Source organism: Kluyvera georgiana (genome assembly GCF_050990895.1).
Classification (GTDB): domain Bacteria; phylum Pseudomonadota; class Gammaproteobacteria; order Enterobacterales; family Enterobacteriaceae; genus Kluyvera; species Kluyvera georgiana.
The window spans coordinates 1,466,296-1,484,112 of record NZ_CP158865.1 but is presented as its reverse complement, the minus strand read 5'-3'; the positions used below and the strand labels follow the sequence as shown (position 1 = coordinate 1,484,112).

At 55.0% G+C, this 17,817-nt stretch carries 15 protein-coding genes, 1 tRNA gene and 2 pseudogenes; 7 read left to right on the top strand and 11 right to left on the bottom strand.

The window, feature by feature from the left end; genetic code table 11:
* Window positions 1-92: 92 nt before the first annotated feature.
* A complete protein-coding gene (gene mnmC, locus ABTW00_RS07080) occupies window positions 93-2,093 on the top strand; it encodes a bifunctional tRNA (5-methylaminomethyl-2-thiouridine)(34)-methyltransferase MnmD/FAD-dependent 5-carboxymethylaminomethyl-2-thiouridine(34) oxidoreductase MnmC (protein WP_433639815.1) in 2,001 nt (666 codons plus the stop codon).
* A gap of 154 nt (window positions 2,094-2,247) precedes the next feature.
* On the opposite strand, the gene ABTW00_RS07075 is transcribed toward mnmC, so the two are convergent.
* Genes ABTW00_RS07075 through prmB form a run of 6 tightly spaced genes read right to left on the bottom strand, consistent with a single transcriptional unit; the run spans window position 2,248 to window position 6,792 of the window.
* The gene (locus tag ABTW00_RS07075) at window positions 2,248-2,523 is read right to left on the bottom strand and encodes a YfcL family protein (protein WP_064543784.1); all 276 of its coding nucleotides are present in this window, start codon (window positions 2,521-2,523) and stop codon (window positions 2,248-2,250) included.
* A 26-nt stretch (window positions 2,524-2,549) separates the two neighbouring features.
* The gene (locus ABTW00_RS07070; protein WP_064543782.1) at window positions 2,550-3,095 is read right to left on the bottom strand and encodes an elongation factor P hydroxylase; all 546 of its coding nucleotides are present in this window, start codon (window positions 3,093-3,095) and stop codon (window positions 2,550-2,552) included.
* On the bottom strand, window positions 3,095-3,904 hold the full coding sequence (locus ABTW00_RS07065; protein WP_065355824.1) for a sulfite exporter TauE/SafE family protein: 810 nt from the start codon (window positions 3,902-3,904) through the stop codon (window positions 3,095-3,097). The genes ABTW00_RS07070 and ABTW00_RS07065 overlap by 1 nt, the downstream gene beginning before the upstream one ends.
* Window positions 3,904-4,728, bottom strand: a complete 825-nt coding sequence (mepA, locus tag ABTW00_RS07060) for a penicillin-insensitive murein endopeptidase (RefSeq protein WP_064543778.1) — start codon at window positions 4,726-4,728, stop codon at window positions 3,904-3,906. Before mepA ends, ABTW00_RS07065 begins: the two co-directional genes overlap by 1 nt.
* Before the next feature lie 2 nt (window positions 4,729-4,730).
* Window positions 4,731-5,816 carry a chorismate synthase gene (gene aroC / locus ABTW00_RS07055; RefSeq protein ID WP_065355826.1) on the bottom strand — a complete coding sequence of 362 codons (1,086 nt, stop codon included), beginning with the start codon at window positions 5,814-5,816 and terminating at the stop codon, window positions 4,731-4,733.
* Window positions 5,817-5,859: 43 nt separating this feature from the next.
* Window positions 5,860-6,792: a 50S ribosomal protein L3 N(5)-glutamine methyltransferase gene (gene prmB, locus ABTW00_RS07050; protein ID WP_064543790.1), complete on the bottom strand. Its 933-nt coding sequence runs from the start codon at window positions 6,790-6,792 to the stop codon at window positions 5,860-5,862.
* 164 nt (window positions 6,793-6,956) lie between these two features.
* Here prmB and smrB point away from each other — a divergent pair, with 164 nt between their 5' ends.
* Complete coding sequence (gene smrB / locus ABTW00_RS07045; RefSeq protein WP_064543774.1) at window positions 6,957-7,508, top strand: endonuclease SmrB; 552 nt, start codon at window positions 6,957-6,959, stop codon at window positions 7,506-7,508.
* A 105-nt stretch (window positions 7,509-7,613) separates the two neighbouring features.
* Here smrB and sixA read toward each other — a convergent pair whose 3' ends face one another.
* From sixA to ABTW00_RS07025, 4 genes are all read right to left on the bottom strand, one after another.
* On the bottom strand, window positions 7,614-8,099 hold the full coding sequence (gene sixA, locus ABTW00_RS07040; protein WP_065355827.1) for a phosphohistidine phosphatase SixA: 486 nt from the start codon (window positions 8,097-8,099) through the stop codon (window positions 7,614-7,616).
* 192 nt (window positions 8,100-8,291) lie between these two features.
* Window positions 8,292-10,430 carry a fatty acid oxidation complex subunit alpha FadJ gene (fadJ, locus tag ABTW00_RS07035; RefSeq protein ID WP_433640962.1) on the bottom strand — a complete coding sequence of 713 codons (2,139 nt, stop codon included), beginning with the start codon at window positions 10,428-10,430 and terminating at the stop codon, window positions 8,292-8,294.
* 8 nt (window positions 10,431-10,438) lie between these two features.
* Entirely contained in the window at window positions 10,439-11,749 is a 1,311-nt protein-coding gene (fadI, locus tag ABTW00_RS07030) for an acetyl-CoA C-acyltransferase FadI (RefSeq protein WP_064543769.1), read from the bottom strand.
* 183 nt (window positions 11,750-11,932) lie between these two features.
* Window positions 11,933-12,217 (bottom strand): YfcZ/YiiS family protein, encoded by a 285-nt coding sequence (locus ABTW00_RS07025; protein ID WP_065355830.1) that lies wholly within the window; start codon window positions 12,215-12,217, stop codon window positions 11,933-11,935.
* 372 nt (window positions 12,218-12,589) lie between these two features.
* Between ABTW00_RS07025 and fadL the strand changes: the two genes are divergently transcribed.
* Window positions 12,590-13,915, top strand: a complete 1,326-nt coding sequence (fadL, locus tag ABTW00_RS07020) for a long-chain fatty acid transporter FadL (RefSeq protein ID WP_433639809.1) — start codon at window positions 12,590-12,592, stop codon at window positions 13,913-13,915.
* 62 nt (window positions 13,916-13,977) lie between these two features.
* Here fadL and mlaA read toward each other — a convergent pair whose 3' ends face one another.
* The gene (gene mlaA / locus ABTW00_RS07015) at window positions 13,978-14,733 is read right to left on the bottom strand and encodes a phospholipid-binding lipoprotein MlaA (RefSeq protein WP_065355832.1); all 756 of its coding nucleotides are present in this window, start codon (window positions 14,731-14,733) and stop codon (window positions 13,978-13,980) included.
* A 288-nt stretch (window positions 14,734-15,021) separates the two neighbouring features.
* Here mlaA and ABTW00_RS07010 point away from each other — a divergent pair, with 288 nt between their 5' ends.
* The 4 genes and pseudogenes from ABTW00_RS07010 to ABTW00_RS06995 form a co-directional block, all read left to right on the top strand.
* A complete protein-coding gene (locus ABTW00_RS07010) occupies window positions 15,022-15,927 on the top strand; it encodes a formate/nitrite transporter family protein (protein ID WP_065355833.1) in 906 nt (301 codons plus the stop codon).
* Between the two features lie 75 nt (window positions 15,928-16,002).
* Window positions 16,003-16,077: transfer RNA gene (locus ABTW00_RS07005), tRNA-Arg, on the top strand.
* A 184-nt stretch (window positions 16,078-16,261) separates the two neighbouring features.
* Window positions 16,262-16,551 (top strand): annotated as a pseudogene (locus ABTW00_RS07000) (Arm DNA-binding domain-containing protein).
* A gap of 375 nt (window positions 16,552-16,926) precedes the next feature.
* Window positions 16,927-17,496, top strand: a pseudogene (locus tag ABTW00_RS06995) (integrase core domain-containing protein); the annotation flags it as partial.
* Window positions 17,497-17,817 lie beyond the last annotated feature (321 nt).

Below are 17,817 nucleotides of genomic sequence, written 5' to 3'. Positions count from 1 at the left end.
AACAAGTCCGATCAGCAAATTTATGCAGAAATTTGCGCCTGCGGACGCTCATCGTTAAGATCGGCAGACTCCTTGCCGCGCGAGTAACTTACGTGAAACAAAACGCCATACAATCCGCCAACCTCGAATTTAACAGTGAGGGTACACCTGTTTCCCGAGATTTTGACGACGTCTATTTCTCCAACGATAACGGTCTGGAAGAGACCCGCTACGTTTTTCTCGGGGGTAACCAGATAGAGGTACGTTTACCTCTGCACCCGCATCCACTTTTCGTGGTCGCAGAAAGCGGCTTTGGCACCGGTCTCAATTTCCTGACGCTGTGGCAAGCTTTTGACGCATTCCGCCGTGAGCATCCTGACGCTACGCTACAAAGATTACATTTTGTCAGTTTTGAGAAATTTCCGCTGAAGGCCGATGACTTGCGCCTGGCCCACCAACACTGGCCGGAGTTGGCCCCCTGGGCCGAGCAGCTTCAGGCGCAGTGGCCGCTGCCGCTGGCGGGCTGTCATCGCCTGCTGCTCGATGAAGGGCGAGTGACGCTGGACCTGTGGTTCGGCGATATCAATGAACTGACCGATAAGCTCGACGATACCTTCAATCAGCAGGTAGATGCCTGGTTCCTCGACGGCTTCGCCCCGGCCAAAAATCCGGATATGTGGACGCCCGCGTTGTTTGCGGCCATGGCTCGCACCGCCCGCCCGGGAGGCACCCTGGCGACCTTTACCTCGGCGGGCTTTGTGCGTCGTGGGCTACAGGAAGCCGGGTTCGCCATGCGCAAGAGCAAAGGTTTTGGCCGTAAGCGCGAAATGCTGGTCGGCGAAATGATGGCCCCTCAGCCCGACGCCACCCGTACGCCGTGGTTTGCGCGTAGCGGTAGCCAGGCACGGGAAGCAGCGATTATCGGCGGCGGCATCGCCAGCGCCCTGCTCTCGCTCGCCCTGCTGCGCCGCGGCTGGTCGGTGACGCTCTACTGCGCCGACGCGGAACCCGCACAGGGCGCATCCGGCAACCGTCAGGGGGCGCTCTATCCATTGTTGAGCGCCCACGATGCGGCGCTGGCGCAATTCTTCCCGGCGGCCTATCTCTATGCCCGTCGACTGTACGATACGCTGCCCGTCGCCTTCGACCATCAATGGTGCGGCGTAACGCAGCTTGGCTGGGATGAAAAAAGCGCACAGAAGATTGCCCAAATGCTGACGCTGGGCCTGCCCGAAGAGATCGCTCACGCGGTCACGGCGCAAGAAGCTCGAGCCAGTATCGGCCTAGAGACAGGCTGCGGTGGCATTCAGTACCCACTGGGCGGCTGGTTATGCCCGGCACAGCTCACCGCAAGCGTATTTGAACTGGCGCGCCAGCAAGGGTTGCAGGCGCACTGGGGGAAAACGCTGACCACCCTCACCCGGCAGGACGAGGGCTGGCAGTTGGCATTCAGCGACGGAGAGACAAGCATTGCACCGTGCGTCGTATTGGCAAACGGCCACAACATCAATCAGTTCGCGCAAACCGAGGCATTACCAGTGTATGCCGTCGGTGGGCAGGTGAGCCATATTCCGACCACCGAAAGCCTCTCAAAGCTTGAACAGGTGCTGTGCTACGACGGGTATCTCACGCCGCAGAATCCGAATAATCAGCAGCACTGTATCGGCGCCAGCTATCATCGCGGCCAGCGCGAGATGACCTTCAACGAGGACGATCAGCAGCATAATCGCCAGCGGTTGCTGGACTGTTTCCCACAGCAGACGTGGCCGCAGGAGGTCGATGTCAGCGCTAACGATGCCCGCTGCGGCGTGCGCTGCGCCACGCGCGATCATCTGCCGATGGTCGGCAACGTGCCGGATTATGCCGCCACGCTTGCCGAATACGCCACGCTGAACGAGAGTCCAGAGACGGCGAGTGCCGCGCCAATCTATCCCGAGCTGTTTATGCTTGGCGGCCTTGGATCGCGAGGGCTATGCTCAGCGCCGTTAACCGCGGAAGTGCTGGCGGCGCAGATGAGCAATGAACCGCTGCCGCTGGACGCGCAAACGCTGGCAGGTCTTAATCCAAATCGTTTGTGGGTTCGAAAATTGCTGAAGGGAAAGGCGGTAAAATAAGCGCGGAGATGTACCGGGTAAAGAAACAGTAGGCCGGATAAGGCATTTACGCCGCTATCCGGCACTGCTCGGGCTGCCGGATGGCGCTGCGCTTATCCGGCCTACCACATCCTGCATCAGGAGTTTGCCCGGCAGCGATACCGGGCAACCCGGCTTAGCGGGAAGCCTGCTGGTAGAGGCTGTCCCACATCTCCTTGACCAGCGCCTGGTCGCGCGGCGACAGTTCGCCCGCGCCAATCGCCGTTTCCAGGCTCTGGGTCACGTTGCGATACAGCGCCTCTGCCGAGTGCGCTTCGCTCTCGTCCAGCTCGGCAACCGCCAACGTCAGGTGACCGCGCAGATAACCGCTGGCAAACAGCTCATCATCACTGGCGTGTTCCACCATTTCATCAATTAACGCCAGAATGCGTGCTTCAAACTCCGCGATCATCTTCTTTCCTCTTTCTGTAACATGGCTTAGAGATCCTCCGGCCATGGGAAGTGTTCCGCCGTAAGGCTCGGCGTCTGGTAATAATTCTGTAGCGCTTTGATAAATTTCGCCGGGCGCGGCGGGATACCCTCGTTAAGATAGGTCATCACCTGCGCGTGCACGCGCCGCTGAAAGACGATGCGGTCGGGCTCAAAATCGCCTTCGAGGTTGTCGCAGCTGACGTTGAACGGGAAGCCCGCCGCCACGCAGAACAGCCAGTCAAAGGCCTGCGGTTTTACCTCGACGTCTTCAAACTGCCCCTGGGTTTTAGCATCGCGCCCGTCCGGACAGTACCAGTAACCAAAATCAACCTGCTCGCGGCGCGCCTTGCCGGCAATGCACCAGTGGGAGATTTCGTGCAGCGCGCTGGCAAAAAAGCCGTGGGCGAAAACGATACGGTTGTAAGGCACTTCGTCATCTGCCGGAAGATAGATGGGTTCGTCGTCGCCTTTAATCAGACGAGTATTAAACTCGTCGGCAAAGCAGTCATCGAAGATGGCGATCAACTGCTGGTAGTCATGCGTCTTTGTCATTAGCTCATCCCTAACCACTGAAGGATTTCCTGTCCATGGCTGTCGTAGAGCAGCTTGGCGCTCATAACCGCCGAAACAATGACGATCATTGGGCGAATGAGCGACTGCCCTTTGCTTAACACCAGGCGCGAGCCCATGCGCGCGCCGAAAAATTGGCCAATCATCATCACAAAGCCAGTCGCCCAGATGACCTTGCCGCCGATAATAAACAGCAGCAAGCCGCCGACGTTAGAAGTGGCGTTCAGCACCTTAGCGTGCGCGGTAGACTTAGCGAGGTTAAAGCCCATCAGCGTGACGAAGGCCAGCGCGTAAAATGAGCCCGCGCCGGGGCCGAAGAAGCCGTCGTAAAACCCGACGCAGCCACCAGCGACCAGCGCGAACGGCAGCCCATAGAGACGCTGCTGGCGATCGGCTTCGCCAAGCTTCGGCGTGAGCAGAAAATAGAGACCAATGCCGATCACCAGAATCGGCAGGATCTGGCGCAGAACGTCAGACTGCACGTGCTGCACCAGCAGCGCGCCGCTCATCGAGCCGATAAAGGTCATCAGGATATTGAGCTTCTGGTCGGCCAGATTAACCACCTTGCGGCGAATAAAATAGAGCGAGGCGGAAAGCGAGCCGCCGCAGGCCTGCAGTTTATTGGTCGCCAACGCCTGCGCGGGCGGCATGCCCGCAGCCAGCAGCGCCGGGACGGTCAGCAAACCGCCGCCGCCCGCCAGGGAATCAATAAAGCCCGCCAGAATAGCGATGAGAAAAAGCGCCACCAGCATCAGCGGCTCAACCATAAATAACGCGGAGAAACTGTCCATCAGAGTACGTGTTCATCCAGTAACGCCTGGCAGGAAGGCGGCAACGGAGGAGGCGTCTTCTTCACAGGTTTGGTGGTGCCAGGTTTTGGCGGTTCGAACCAGCTTTGCAGCTCAGCGCCGCAGCCGTCACCCGCAGGCGGTGGCGCCTGCTCTTCACACTCGAAGCTATTGGCCGGGCACTTCAGCCGCACGTGCATATGCGCGCGGTGCTGGAACCACGGGCGCACTTTACGCAGCCAGTCGCGATCGCTGCCGGCCTCCAGGCAAAGCTGTTGTTTAATCGCCGGGTTGACGAAAATACGCGTCACCTCGCTGTCTTCCGCCGCCAGCTTAATCAACTGGCCGATTTCCGGTTTCCACAGGGTCGGGACTACGCGCTTACCGTCGGCGCTGACGAGATCCAACGCCTGCGGCTTCAGCAACTGCGACGAGCTCCAGCGCGTTTTCGGTAATTGCAGGAAAATATCGACATCCAGCCCGCTTTGGTGGCTGGCGTGTCCGCCGTTAAAGCGCCCGCCCGCAGGCATTCCCATGTCGCCAATCAGCATCGTCCCCATTCCGTGCTGCTGCACGTTCCGGCCCAGACGTTGGATAAACTGCACCAGATCGGGATGACCAAAGTAGCGGCGCTGATCGGTACGCATCACCTGATAGGTATCCGACTGCAACGGCAGCGCTTCGGCACCGACGATGCAGCCGTTAGCAAACGCCCCGATAGACTGGGCGCTACCGTTAATAGGTTGCGTGATTTTTTGCCACGGCGTTGCCGCCAGCGCGGTGCTGCTGGCCACCAGAGCCAGCAGCGCAATAACGGTTTTTCTCATGTTTACCAGCGTGGAATTGAGGTCGTCACATCGGCGTTTTGCGCGCGTTGGCGCATAAAGTGATCCATCAGCACGATTGCCAGCATCGCTTCAGCGATCGGCACCGCGCGGATACCGACGCAAGGATCGTGACGACCTTTGGTGATCATCTCGACTTCCTCACCAAAGCGATCGATCGTCTTGCCCGGAACGGTAATGCTCGAGGTTGGCTTCAGCGCAATATTGGCTACAATCTGCTGGCCGCTGCTGATACCGCCCAGAATACCGCCCGCGTGGTTACTCTGGAAACCGGCTTTGGTAATTTCGTCGCGGTTTTCGCTGCCGCGCAGTTTGACCACTTCAAAACCGTCGCCAATTTCCACGCCTTTCACCGCGTTGATGCTCATCAGCGCGTGGGCAATGTCCGCATCAAGACGATCGAATACCGGCTCACCGAGACCCGCCGGTACGCCGTCGGCGACTACGGTGACCTTCGCGCCGATGGAGTCGCCCTCTTTTTTGAGGCCGCGCATCAGTTCATCCAGGGCGTCGATTTTGTCCGGATCCGGGCAGAAGAACGGGTTCTGTTCCACCAGCCCCCAGTCTTTGATCGCCAGCGGAATATCGCCCATCTGGGTCAGACAGCCGCGAATGACGATACCAAACTTCGCCGCGAGGAATTTCTTGGCAATCGCCCCTGCCGCCACGCGCATCGCCGTTTCACGGGCGGAGGAACGTCCGCCGCCGCGATAGTCGCGCAGGCCGTATTTTTGCTCATAGGTGTAGTCGGCGTGCCCCGGACGAAAAACGTCCTTAATGGCGCCGTAGTCCTGAGAGCGCTGATCGGTATTTTCAATCAGCAGGCCGATGCTAGTACCCGTGGTCACGCCTTCGAACACGCCGGAGAGGATTTTCACCTGGTCCGGTTCGCGACGTTGGGTGGTATAGCGCGACGTGCCCGGGCGACGACGGTCCAGGTCGTGCTGAAGATCCGCTTCGGTTAACGGAATGCCGGGCGGCACGCCGTCAACGATGCAGCCCAGCGCCAGGCCGTGCGACTCGCCAAAGGTGGTTACGCGAAAGAGTTGTCCAATTGTATTTCCTGCCATCACGGCTCCGTTATCGTTGTTCTGTTGTTGCGTGCTGGATAAATCAGTCTTTGTACTGCCCGAAGTGGTTCTGCGCGGCGACAAGCTGCGCTTTGGTCAGCATAAAGACGCCGTCACCGCCGTTATCAAACTCAAGCCAGGTGAACGGAACATCCGGATATTGGTCCATCAGATGTACCATGCTGTTACCCACTTCACAAATCAGAATACCGTCGTCGGTCAGATAATCCGGCGCACAGCCGAGGATGCGGCGGGTCAGGTGCAGGCCGTCGGAACCAGAGGCCAGGCCCAGCTCGGGCTCGTGGCGATATTCTGACGGCAGGTCGGACATATCTTCTTCGTCCACGTACGGCGGATTAGTGACGATCAGGTCGTACTGCAGCTGCGGCGCGTCGCGGAACAGATCGGAGCGGATCGGCGTGACGTTGTGGATCATGCCGTGCTCTTCGATGTTGTATTCGGTCACGGCCAGCGCGTCGGTAGAGACGTCGATAGCGTCAACTTCCGCTTCCGGGAAGGCATAGGCGCAGGCAATCGCGATGCAGCCGCTGCCGGTGCACATATCGAGAATATGCTCGGGGCGATGGTTAATCAGGCCGGCAAAGCGATTGTTGATCAGCTCGCCAATCGGCGAACGCGGCACCAGCACGCGATCGTCAACGTAGAATTCATGGCCGCAGAACCAGGCTTTATTGGTCAGGTAAGCTACCGGGATACGCTCGTTGACGCGACGAATCACGCGCTCGACGATCAGCTGTTTTTCACTGGTGGTCAGGCGCGCGTTGCGCATATCTTCCGGAATATCGAGCGGCAGGTACAAAGTCGGCAGTACCAGTTGGACGGCTTCATCCCACGGGTTATCGGTTCCGTGACCGTACCAGATTTCGGCCGCGCTAAAGCGGCTTACCGCCCAGCGCAGCATGTCCTGAATGGTGTGCAGCTCATTGACTGCTTCTTCAACAAAAATCTTATCCACGTTGTCCTCCAGGGCATGCGTCGGGGTAAATTCGGCGGCTAGTTTGCCATGAAGACGGCGATAAATCAGCATTCTTGCGTAGGGCGCGGGGAAAAAAGCGTTTTCGCTGCAGGAACGACAACGAAAAGGTAAACTAGAGAAAAATGCGAATTTGAGAAGAATCGATGAAAAACAAAAACTCATTGAGCGAGGAGGATCAGGCGCTCTTCCAGCAGTTGATGACGGGCACGCGCAAAATAAAGCAGGACACCATAGTCCACCGTCCGCAGCGCAAGAAAATCAGCGAAGTGCCGCCCAAGCGTTTATTGCAGGAGCAGGCGGACAACAGCCACTATTTTTCCGACGAGTTTCAGCCGCTACTCAATACTAACGGGCCGGTAAAATACGTGCGCCAGGATGTCAGCCATTTTGAGCTGAAGAAGCTGCGTCGCGGCGACTACTCGCCCGAACTGTTCCTCGATCTACACGGGTTAACGCAGATGCAGGCCAAGCAGGAACTGGGCGCGCTGATCGCCGCCTGCCGCCGCGAACATGTGTTCTGCGCCTGCGTCATGCATGGTCACGGCAAACATATTCTCAAACAGCAGACGCCGCTGTGGCTAGCCCAACATCCACACGTGATGGCCTTTCATCAGGCATCGAAGGAGTATGGCGGCGACGCCGCGCTGCTGGTGCTGATTGAAGTAGAAGAGTGGCTGCCGCCGGAGTTACCGTAAGTCAACGTAGGCCGGATAAGCGCAGCGCCATCCGGCAATGTGCGCTGGATGGCTGATGGCGCTGTGCTTATCCGGCCTACAGAGAGGACTTAAGCCGCGATCGCGTTAAATCGCTTTCGCCATTTTGAGATTGCAGGGGCTCATTTGCCAGTTCAGGGTCCCTTTCCCGTTAGCATCGAGGGTGACGCTGGCAATGGCGGAAGTGGTAAACATCGGCGGAACTTCGCCAGGACAGAGTTCGGCGACCAGGTAGCCCACCAGCGGAAGGTGGGAAATCACCAGCACCGATGAAACGCCTTCATTCGCTAATGCCTGGAGATAGGCGCTGACCAGACCAATATCGCCGCACGGCGTCAACTCGGGCAAAACATCCACCTCTTTTGGCAGGTTCATGCACTCCCCTACCACTTCCAGCGTCTGTTCCGCACGCAGATATGGGCTCACCAGAACGCGACCGATATCCACTTTTTGGTCTTTCAACCAGATTGCCATCTGACGAGATTCATCACAACCACAGCCGGTCAGAGGACGAACCGAGTCACTGGCTGCATCGAGGGCAGCGTCGCCGTGACGCATAATAAACACTTGCATATTGCACCGCTTTTGTTAACCAGAAGCACCAGCGTCACCCTGAGGATGACGCGGTAGCCGGGCATTGTGCCTTATCCATTCACTGAATGAAACGCTGATTTTTACCTTACTGGCGTAAGTATAGTCAACATCTGTTTACAAAATAGCCAGAAACCTTGCGATTCATCAGGGTTCACCTACTTTGACAGCCATTCATTGAATCTGTTCATCCTCGGGCCAAAAGGTCTCTTCCCGCTCCGCCCGCTGCAAAAGTGCATCACACGGCGTAAAGCGTGGACCGTACAGACCGGCCAATCGTTGCAGTCTGGCAACCACTTCACCCGCGCCGAGCGCATCCATATAGCGGAGCGGGCCACCGAGGAACGGTGGAAAACCGATACCAAATACCGCGCCGATATCGCCATCGCGCGCGCTACGGATGATACCTTCATCAACACAACGCGCCGCCTCGTTGAGCATCAGCATCACGCAACGTTCGGCAATCTGCTCTGCCGAGCAGCGGGCGTTACGCGCTGACATGCCCGCCAGGGCGTAGACCGCGGTATCAACCTGTTTCTTGCTTTTACGCCCTTTTACACCATAAAGATAGAAACCACGGCCATTTTTTCTGCCTTTGCGATCGTCATTCAAAATTGCCTGAATCAACGTTGCAGGGGCGCTAAAACGTTCGCCGTAGGCCGCTTCCAGCACAGGGAGAATTTTAGTCCCCGTATCTATACCCACTTCATCCAGTAGCTGAATAGGTCCAACCGGGAAACCAAATTTAACTAACGCATTATCAATATCTTCCACGCGCTCGCCGTCAACAAGCATGCGCATGGCTTCGGCGATGTATGGTGCGAGAATACGGTTTACGTAGAATCCTGCTTTATCAGCGACCACAATCGGCGTTTTGCCCTGTTTCTTCGCGAGCTTGACGGTCGTTGCGATCGTCTGTTCGGACGTTCCAGCATGTGGAATAACCTCCACAAGGGGCATTTTCTCTACCGGACTGAAAAAGTGTAAACCGATAACCTGCTCAGGGCGCTGTGCGTGGGCTGCAATATCGCCAATGGGTAAAGAAGAGGTATTTGAAGCAAAAATGGTGTGAGGAGCACAATATTGTTCAATCTCACCCACCATCTTCTGTTTGAGCGCGAGGTCTTCAAAAACGGCCTCGATTACGAGGTCACGATGCGCAAAGCCCCGGTAATCGATGCTGCCGGAAATCAGCGCCAGCTGCGCGTCGCGCTCGGCGGGTTTCAGATGGCGGCGGCGTACTTTTTGCTCCAGCTGATCCCAGCTGTATTTCAGCGCGTGGTTGATGCCGTTGGCGTTGATATCTTTAATACGTACCGGCAGCTTGCCCTTAATGGCGGTAACGTAGGCAATACCGCCCCCCATCAGACCGCCGCCCAATACGCCGACCGAACCCAGCGGGCCAGATGCAACGCTGGCGCCGGGATCTTTTTTGATATCCGTACTGGCAAAGAAAATACTACGCAACGCGCGCGACTGCGGCGTCATCGCCAGCTCGCCAAAGGCGCGAGCTTCCGCCTCGTAGCCGCTGCTGGCGCCGTGCGCCAACCCGGTTTCAATCACCTGGAGAATTTTATCCGTCGCCGGGTAATTGCCCTGGGTCTTCTGCGCGGTTTTCTTTGCCGCCATGCTGAACAGCAGATGACGCCCCAGCGGACCAGCCAGAATACGATCGCGCACCGACAGACGGCGATGTTGATGATGTGCTTTACGCGCATATTCCGCAGCGGCATCGAGCAAAATCGAACGCGGCACAACCTCATCCACCAGCCCCACTTTTAGCGCCTGACGAGCTCGAAGCTGTTTGCCGGTCAAAATCATATCCAGCGCGGTGCTGACGCCAATCAGACGCGGTAAACGCTGAGTGCCGCCCGACCCCGGCAGCAGCCCCAGCTGCACTTCCGGTAGTCCCAACACCGTTCGCCCATCATCAGAACAGATGCGCGCATGGCAGGCCAGCGCCAGCTCGAGACCGCCCCCCAGGCAAGCCCCGTGAATCGCCGCCACCACTGGAATCGGCAGGCTTTGAATTTCCGCCATCACCTGCTGCCCCTGACGAGCCAGCGACTCGGCTTGCTGCGCGCTTTGACAGCGGCCAATCATATTAATGTCGGCCCCGGCGATAAAGTTATCGGGTTTGGCGGAGATAAATACCACGCCCTGCAGCGCTTTGTTATCCCGAATCAGTTTGAGGATGGTACGCACCTGACCGCCAAACTCCGCCTTTAGGGTATTCATCTTTTCATCAGGTACGTCGATGATGACCACCGCCACGTTGTCCGGGCGTACGGTGAAAGTAAATGCCGATTTCATCGCGTCCATTATTCAGCCTCCAGAACCATCGCCGCGCCTAACCCGCCCGCAGCACAGGCAGTTACCAGCCCAAAACCACCGCCGCGGCGTCGCAATTCATTGAGCGTTTGCGTGATCATCCGCGCCCCGGTTGCCGCAAACGGGTGTCCGTAGGCGATGGAACCACCCAACACGTTAAATTTGCTCTCTTCAATTTCGCCGGTCGCCTGGCTGCGCCCCAGCACCTCGCGAGCAAATTTATCGCTGGCCAGACACTGAATATTGGCCAGCGTTTGCGCAGCAAAGGCTTCGTGCATATCAATCAGCGTCAGATCGGAGAAGGTCAGCCCGGCGCGATCCAGCGCCAGCGGCGTAGACCATGCCGGCCCCAGCAGCATATCCTGCCAGACATCAATGGCGGTAAAGGCATAGCTACGTAGATAACCCAGCGGCGTCAGCCCCAGTTCTTTCGCTCGCGATTCCGTCATCAGAATCACCGCCGCCGCGCCGTCGGTTAATGGCGTGCTGTTGGCCGCCGTGACGGTGCCGTGCTGACGGTCGAACGCCGGACGCAGCTTGGCGTAGTCCGCCAGCGTAGAGTTGGCGCGGACATTGTTGTCCTGCTCCAGCGGGTTCCGGTAGGGAGGCACGTAGGCGGTCATCACCTCATCAGTGAGCTTGCCCGCCGCCCAAGCCTGCGCGGCCAGCTGGTGCGAGCGGTTTGCCAGCGCATCCTGCTGTTCGCGGGTAATGCCGTAGGTTTTGGCCATCTGTTCGGCGGTATCGCCCATACGCAGGCCGGTGGAATACTCGGCCACCGCAGGCGGTACCGGCAAGAGATCGCGCAGACGCAGCTGAGAAAAAAGTTTGAGCTTCTGGCCAAGCGTACGGGCTTTATTGGCATCAACCAACGTACGCGCCAACTTTTTACTCACGCCTATCGGCAGGACAGAAGAGGAATCTGCTCCACCGGCGATACCCGCGCGAATGGTTCCCGCCATCAGACTCTCCGCCACGTTCGCCACCGCTTGGAAGCTGGTGGCGCAGGCACGGCTCACGCTGTAGGCATCGGTATGCACGTTCATCCCGGTGCCGAGGACGATCTCACGGGCAATATTGGGCGCAGCCGGCATCTGCACCACCTGACCAAAAACGAGCTGTTCGATGACTTCGGGGGGAATTTCGCTGCGCGCCAGCATTTCACCCACCACCATTTTGCCTAAATCAACGGCGGGTACGCCGTGAAAAGCCGTCGCCTGTCGGGCAAAAGGGGTTCGTAACCCACTGACAATTGCAATGCGATCGCCCTGGCGGGTGATTAGCGGTAACGCCTGACTCATAACTCTCCCCTGTTATCGGAAATCGACCAAGTGGTCTGACCTGATAACATTCTTAACTAATTTTTTACACTTAGCCAATCAGGGAGAGGAAAAAATGCGAGCTAAAACACACTGAGCAGAAAAGAAAACGCCCCCATTGCATCGGCAGCGGGGGCGTAAAGAGAGAGGTCGTCGCAGAGGCGATTAACGCAGGCCCAACTGGAAAATCAGGGTTTCTGCTTCGCAGGCAAAGACAAAGTCGATATCCAGCTGCACGCCGCCTTCAACTTCTTTAAAGTCAGCGGTGATTTTGCACGGTTCGGACTCTACGCCACGCGCTTTTTCAGTCAGCGCCGCCAGCGTTTCTTCCGCATCTGCGCGGTTGGCGAACACGCGGCTGTAAGATGCGGTGCAGTCGGAGTTGTCCATAATGGTACCAACGTCCATGCAGCAGCATACCGGAGTTTCATCAGCACTACATTTACTCATCGTAGATTTCCTCTGTTTGGTGCACTCAGGGTGCCAGATAAACTATGCGTTTATTTTACGCCCGCCCATTGTGCGTCTCCAGTCGAGAATGTGATCCAAGGCGATAAGTGACCGAAATCACAATTAAAAATGATCTAAAACAAATTCCAGCATTCAGACGCCATGACCAAACCCGCATTTTTGCCAACCAGATCTCGTTTCAAACAACATCTTAGAAAAATCTAATAAACAATATTGCAACATACCAGCTGGTCAGACCTATACTCTCGTCACTGGTCTGATTTCTCTGTCGTAGTCCAGCCCCTACACTTCGCGCTTCTGTTACTACATGTAACATTGTTTGTATAAAAATAACTCAATGAGGTTATGGTCATGAGCCAGAAAACCCGTTACACGAAGTCTGCTCTTGCTGTCGCAGTGGCACTTGTTTCAACCCAAGCCTGGTCAGCGGGCTTCCAGCTTAATGAATTTTCGGCCTCTGGTCTGGGCCGTGCCTATTCTGGTGAAGGCGCTATCGCCGATGACGCAGGTAACGCCAGCCGTAACCCGGCGTTAATTATGATGTTCGATCGCCCGACGTTTTCTGCCGGTGCGGTTTATATCGACCCTGATGTGAATATTTCGGGCACTTCGCCAAAAACGAATAAAAGTACCGACGCCGATAATATTGCACCAACGGCATGGGTGCCTAACATGCACTTCGTTATGCCTATTAATGAACAGTTTGGCTGGGGGGCTTCGGTTACCTCCAACTATGGTCTGGCTACGGAGTTTAATGATAACTACGCAGCGGGGCCGTTTGGCGGCACCACTGACCTGCAAACACTTAACCTGAACCTGAGCGGCGCTTATCGTCTGAACAGTTCATGGAGCTTCGGCCTCGGTTTTGATGCGGTATATGCCAAAGCGAAAATTGAGCGTACAGCAGGTGATATCAGCACCGCCGTCACCGGTTTAGCGGGTCCTGGGGCGGCTAACGCTCTGGGTGTACCTTCCACCGACTCGCAGATTGCGCACCTGAAGGGTGATGAGTGGGGCTACGGCTGGAACGCTGGTATCCTGTACGAACTGGATAAAAACAACCGCTGGGGTCTGACCTATCGCTCCGAAGTTAAAATTGATTTCGACGGCGATTACAGAAGCTCAATTACCCCTATGGGGAATGCGATGCTTCCTGGTCTGGGCGTTGCAGCACCATACGGTACCAGCGGTGCCACCGTCCCTGGTTCTCTGACCCTGAACCTGCCTGAAATGTGGGAAATCTCCGGTTATAACCGCGTTGACCCACAGTGGGCGATTCACTATAGCATCGCGTACACCAGCTGGAGCCAGTTCCAGGAGCTGAAAGCCACCGGCTCAAACGGTCAGGAGCTGTTCTATAAAGACGAAAGCTTTAAAGACGCCTACCGTATTGCGCTGGGTACCACCTATTACTACGACAAAACCTGGACTTTCCGTGCCGGTATTGCGTTTGACGATAGCCCGGTTCCGGCCAACCATCGCTCAATCTCCATCCCGGACCAGGATCGTTTCTGGCTGAGCGCCGGTACCACCTATGCGTTTAACGAAGATGCCTCTATCGACGTCGGCGCTTCTTATATGCATGGTCAGAACGTCACCATTCAGGAAGGGGATTACACCTTCAAATCTGAAGGTAAGGCGTGGCTGTTCGGTACTAACTTCAACTATCGCTTCTGATAGATTGTCGACATCAAAAAAGGGTGAACAAATGTTCACCCTTTTTTATTGCTGTCGATTCGTTATTCGGAATCGATATCCTTCAGATCGCCTTCAATCGCCTGCGCATTCGGGTTCTCTTCCGGCTTCAGCTTGCCGCCATTAGCGATAAAGTCATGCTGCTGGAAGTAGGCTTCACGCACCATAATGTACGGGTCGGAAGACTGGCGCAGCAGGCCGTCGGAGTCGAGAAGCTGAGCGCGTGTCTCTACGCCTTCAACCATCCACTTGCCAATAGACATCGGCCAGGTCAGCCAGGAGAGCACCGGATAGGTGGTGTCGACCATATCGCCGCCTTCGTCACGCAGCGTGAAGCTACCGTAGAACGGAAGCTGCAGATACGGGCCGTAACCGACGCCATAGTGCCCAAGCGTGCTGCCAAAACGGTGCGGTTGCACGCGCTGCAGTTTCGGGTTTGCCATCCCGGCAACGTCAATAAAGCCACCCATCCCCAGAATGGTGTTCAGGAAGAAGCGGGTAAAGTGAACCATCCCCGTGTACGGGTCGCCTTGCAGGAATGAGTTGACCATAATGGCCGGCTCTTCAAGGTTACTGGTAAAGTTGCCAAGGCCATTACGCGCGGGCTGCGGAACGTAGTCGCGCCACGCGACGGCGACAGGACGAACAATGTACGGATCCAGCACATCAAAGTTGAAGCTGTACATCGTACGGTTAAAACCTTCAAACGGGTCAGAACGCCCCTGCTGTTCTGTTCCGGAACTTGCACAGCCCACCAGCAGTGTTGTTCCGAGCGCAAGCGCCGACAGGCGAAGCTTCATAAATGTCTCCCTGGTGATTATGGCTATCACTGATTGCCATCCATGACGGACCTTAATCGTATCCGCCTGTTTAGGTGTAAGTGATTGTAACAGCACGCCGACGATGTCTATATAGCCAATTTTGTTGATCTGATCATAGCCTGGTAAAGAGCACGCCGTGGCGCTTATATTCTAACGGTGAGAAAAAAACAAATATTACCATTTTTGCACTTTCAGAATATCTCCACCGCACCTCAATCTAACAGCCGCTACGCTTAGCAATACGTCTCTTTATTCAGGATCATTGCGATGGATGACATCAAGGTGGAAAGCGAAGAGAAGCTTAGCGGACAAAAAATCGAAATCAATGAAGACCGACTCCCCTCTCGAGCCATGGCGATTCATGAACATATACGCCAGGAAGGTGAAAAAGAGATGGAGCGCGACGCGATGGCACTGTTGTGGTCAGCAATCGCTGCCGGGCTATCGATGGGCGCATCGTTAGTCGCCAAAGGGATTTTTCATGTTGAACTGGCCGGCGTACCGGGCGGTTATTTACTCGAAAACCTCGGTTACACCTTCGGTTTCATCATCGTCATCATGGCGCGACAGCAGCTGTTTACCGAAAATACCGTCACCGCCGTCCTGCCGGTCATGCAAAACCTGACGCTGGGCAATGTCGGCTTGCTGATGAGACTGTGGGGCGTAGTTCTGCTCGGCAACCTGATCGGCACCGGTATCGCGGCGTGGGCGTTTGAGTATATGCCTATCTTTAAGGAAGAGACCCGTGATGCCTTTATTAAAATAGGCATGGATGTGATGAAAAACAGCCCAACGGAGATGTTCGCTAACGCCATCATTTCCGGTTGGCTAATTGCAACCATGGTCTGGATGTTTCCCGCCGCGGGCGCGGCGAAAATCGTGGTTATCATCCTGATGACCTGGCTAATCGCCCTTAGCGATACCACCCATATTGTGGTCGGGTCCGTAGAAATACTCTATCTGGTTTTCAACGGCACGTTGCACTGGAGTGATTTTATCTGGCCTTTCGCCCTCCCTACCCTCGCAGGCAATATTTTCGGCGGTACGTTTATCTTTGCCTTGATGAGTCACGCGCAAATTCGCAATGACATGAGCAACAAACGCAAAGAAGAAGCACGTTTAAAAGCAGAACAAGAGGCCAAAAAGCAGAAACGTGAGGAAAAACAGCTTTGAATGGCGACTGTTTGAGCAGTCAAGCGGCAGCGCACTTACCCGAATGCGCAAAAAACGCTATACTCGTGCCGCTTCGTCCCCTTAGTTAAATGGATATAACGAGCCCCTCCTAAGGGCTAGTTGCAGGTTCGATTCCTGCAGGGGACACCATATACACCTCTCCTGACGTCTACCGAATTCAATAAAACCCCCGTATAATCAGCGATAAACCCTCTTGTCCGGCTATGCGACTTCAACTGAAGTTAATCCATATCCAGGTGAATCAATAAACGTTTGGGGCCTAATTGGGTGCTTATCCTGTTCAATGAAAAATGGGCCCCCAAACTGTCGCTGAATGCGCGTCAGGTCGAGACTGCATAGGCCCAGAGATAAAGACTATAAGCTCGCTGACGGCAGAGGGCTCTATCTCATGGTCAATACTAACGGTTCAAAGTACTGGCGTATGAAGTATCGATTTGCCGGGAAGGAAAAAAGCTCTCATTTGGAACCTACCCGGACATTTCGCTTGCGGAAGCCCGTACTAAGCATGATGAAGCAAGAAAAACACTAGCGAATGATAAAGATCCTGGTGAAGTTAAAAAGCCGAACTACTTGCCAAAAGCTCTCAGTAACGAACACTTTTGAAGCGATAGCTCTCGAATGATACAACGCAAAAGTCTCAGGCTGGTCAGAAAACTACGCTGACTATGTTAACCGGGCTTTCAAAAACAATGTCTTCCCTTTGTCAGATCACAGCCGGTTAATGGGATAAAGCCACTGGAGCTTCCGTCTGTATTACAACGTATGGAAAAGTGAGGAGCGCTGGAGCTTGCCAGTAAAGTGCGCCAGCGTTGTAGCGAAGTATTCCGATATGCAATTGTTACTGGCCGCGCCGAATACAACCCTGCGGCTGATCTCGGTAGTGCTTTGCAGGGCTACAAAAAACAATATTATCCCTTTCTTACTGCTGCAGAGCTGCCCGAGTTCTTACACAAACTTTCACAATACACAGGCAGTCTATTTCGTCGCAAAGGCAAACAGCGTCTGCCAGTACGTAAGCCATCACCGGCTACACCGGGAGCGTTGAACCAGAGCTGGTCTGTTGATTTTATGCACGATGCATTAATCTGTGGTCGTCGTTTTCGTACGTTCAATGTCGTTGATGATTTTAATCGTGAGGCTTTGGAAATCGAAATTGATCTGAATTTGTCCGCCCAGCGAATGGTTTGTGTACTCGACTGGATCGCGGCGAACCGGGGAGAGCCCGTAATGCTTCGCATGGATAACGGCCCAGAATTTATTTCACTGACTCTGCCGGAGTGGGCAGAAATGCATGCAATAAAGCTGGAATTTATAAAACCAGGCAAACCGACTCAGAATGCTTTCATTGAGCGTTTTAACCGGACATACCGTACAGAAATACTCGATTTCTATCTGTTCAGGACATTGAATGAAGTGCGGGAAATCACGGAGCGATGGCTATCAGAATATAACTGTGAACGTCCGCATGAATCACTGAACAACCTGACGCCGGAGGAATACCGATTACAACATCATCTGGCCGGGATCTCAAAAAATGCGTGGAACTAAAACGGGTCTATTTACAAGTAGTACTGATTAAAATCTCACACGGTATAGCTAAGAATTTAAAGGTAGAGACATGGGGGATAATTCAGTCAGGCTACCTTTAACCCAGTATGTATGCTGGTAATTTGTAAGAAAATGTTTCTTTGTGTTTTGAGAATTTTCTCATTTTGAATAAAAGATGAAAATGCAGTTTCACAGGGGGTGCTGATAATACAACCAATAATCGTATTAAAATGCCGATATCCATTAGTAATTCAAATCTAAGAATGAGTGATTGATAGTTTTTAGCTATGAATGGCGAGGGTTGATATCACATCCTTGTTG